The sequence below is a fragment of the Streptococcus hyovaginalis DSM 12219 genome (assembly GCF_000420785.1).
In the GTDB taxonomy this organism is placed as follows: domain Bacteria; phylum Bacillota; class Bacilli; order Lactobacillales; family Streptococcaceae; genus Streptococcus; species Streptococcus hyovaginalis.
The window spans coordinates 1-2,287 of sequence record NZ_ATVP01000030.1 but is presented as its reverse complement, the minus strand read 5'-3'; the positions used below and the strand labels follow the sequence as shown (position 1 = coordinate 2,287).

The following is a 2,287-nucleotide window of genomic DNA, read 5'->3' as shown; positions in this document are numbered from 1 at the left end:
AAAAGCTTTACTAGGAGCTAGCTCCTAGTAAAGCTTAACAAATGGAAGACTTCAAAATAACATTTTAGGTCTCACATCATTGACAAAGGTACACTCTTTTCTTCAGCTTCTTGGGATAAACGTTTGACTGCTTTCTTTTTCTCTCTGCCTTGGCGAAAAAAAGTTTGCATAATAGCTGCGCAGTCCTCTTGTAACATTCCTCTTTCGACATCAACGCGATGATTGAGTCTCTGATCTGTCAAGATGTCATAAAGACTTCCTGCGGCTCCGAATTTCTGGTTAGGAGCACCATAAATGACCTGAGGAATACGTGCTAATCCTATGGCTCCGCTACACATGACACAGGGTTCAATGGTCACAAACAAGGTTGTCTCAAGCAAGCGCCAATTACCAACTGTCTGATTGGCTTCTTGGATAGCCATGATCTCCGCATGCATAATAGCTTGTCCCAATTCTTCACGCGCATTGTGTCCACGACCGATAATCTGACCATCCTTGACGATGACACAACCAATAGGAATTTCTGCCTTGGCTAAAGATTTTTGAGCTTCCTTCAAAGCCTCTTGCATAAAGTAGGCTTTTTCTGCTTCCGAAAATACCTGCATCAAAGCTGTCCCAAATCCCATGATTTATGAGGTTCTGCTAGCTCGACTGGAATATCACCTGCATATTGCTGCGCTTCTTGACGCAATATTTCCAAATGATTATCTGGATCAACACCCTCTGGTGCTACTGGTGGCATATGGGTCAAGACCAGCTTTTTAACACCTGCCTGAACTGCAATCTGCCCTGCTTCTTTAGTCGTCAAATGAGCTGGGTGATTTTCATTACCTTCGTAGAGGTAAACATCCGCCAAGAAGAAATCAGCTCCTTTTACAAAGTCTGGTAGAGTCTCAAAATAGCCTGTGTCTGCTGTAAAGAGAAGTATTTGACCAGTTTCACGTTCTACTATTCGAAAGGCGTAACAGATAACCGGGTGTACCGTTTTTATAAAGGTAATATCAAAAGGTCCGATACTTTGAGTCCCATTAACATCATAAGCAATACCTTCTGAAACTTCTGGCAGACTTAATTTGTCAAACTCAGTCTTATCCTCATTATGAGCATAAATCGGAAGGACTTTTGGTTCCCACAAGTGCTTGGGATAGAGCTGACGATAATGACGCAGAACCCCCAAGTCAGCCACATGGTCAGGGTGATAGTGAGAAATTAAAACAGCATCCAAATCCAGAGGGCTAATCTCTTTTTCCAGTTCATTTAAAGAACGCGAACCTGCATCCATCAAGAGTTGAAAACCATCATGTCCCGTTAAGAGATAAGACGTTGTGCCGCCATCTTTATAAGGGTAACCACCCCAGCAGCCGAGTGTCGTTAATTTCATAGAAAAACCACCTTTCTTTTCTATATTATAACAAAAACTGCCTCAAATGCCGACGAATTCAAAGTAGGTTATTAAGTATGGCTTCTCATAACACGCTCACCTATGAGCCATTCAGTCGTTTTCATGAAGACTCTTTTATAAGGAACACCATTTCTCGGCGCTAGTCTTGAAAAACCTTGATTTGCGGCCACTTTTTTGCCCAATCTTTCTTTGCTAACCGTTCATGATAGAGGACCATGCGTTTAGAGGAAGCTTTAAAATGTGGTGTAGGATGGATTTCAAATCGACTAATAACATCTAAGCCATAAGGTGCGTAAAGTTCTAGCTCATCATCAATCAACCTCAGAGATACTGCTGTTGCTGTTTCTGGGTATTTACTGATAGCATCTCTAGCTGATTCATAGCCTGCTGTATCAGGGTTATGAACATGCATAAAGACTTGATTTTTTAGCTCCCATGGATAATCAGGATAAGCTTTTTGTAAATTCGCTTCTAGTGCCAAGGTGTCATCATAAGACACATCAGGATCATAAAAAACCACATCCAAATCTGTCTCATAATCAAAACCAGGACGTCCAGAAAGGACATTCCAGATATAGTTGCGAACGGAGCCTGCCGCCAGCCAAGAATCTTTTAAACCTAAATCGGCAATGATTTTTAATAGAGACATCATATGTTTGTCGGATTGTATTAAACTTAGAAATTCTTTTTCAGTCATACTTGTATTATAGCAAAAGCCTCCAACCTCAACATTTACAATAACCCCAAAAACCTCCCCACTATATAAGCAGGGAGGTTATGAGATTAGGAAAACTCCGTTCTAATCCTCACGGTTTCTCATACCTAATCCAAAACCGAGTAAGCTCATGGCTAAGCCTGTTACCACAAAGGCAACTGCTGAAGCAT

General features: G+C 41.3%; 3 protein-coding genes. All 3 read right to left on the bottom strand.

Annotated elements, in window-relative coordinates:
* Positions 1–71: 71 nt before the first annotated feature.
* A complete protein-coding gene (gene tadA, locus G574_RS0110515; protein ID WP_029692135.1) occupies positions 72–626 on the bottom strand; it encodes a tRNA adenosine(34) deaminase TadA in 555 nt (184 codons plus the stop codon).
* Positions 605–1,381, bottom strand: coding sequence for an MBL fold metallo-hydrolase (locus G574_RS0110510; RefSeq protein ID WP_029692133.1), 777 nt, complete (start codon positions 1,379–1,381; stop codon positions 605–607). The genes tadA and G574_RS0110510 overlap by 22 nt, the downstream gene beginning before the upstream one ends.
* Positions 1,382–1,541: 160 nt before the next feature.
* Positions 1,542–2,099: a nucleotidyltransferase family protein gene (locus tag G574_RS0110505; RefSeq protein WP_029692132.1), complete on the bottom strand. Its 558-nt coding sequence runs from the start codon at positions 2,097–2,099 to the stop codon at positions 1,542–1,544.
* Between the last annotated feature and the right edge of the window lie 188 nt (positions 2,100–2,287).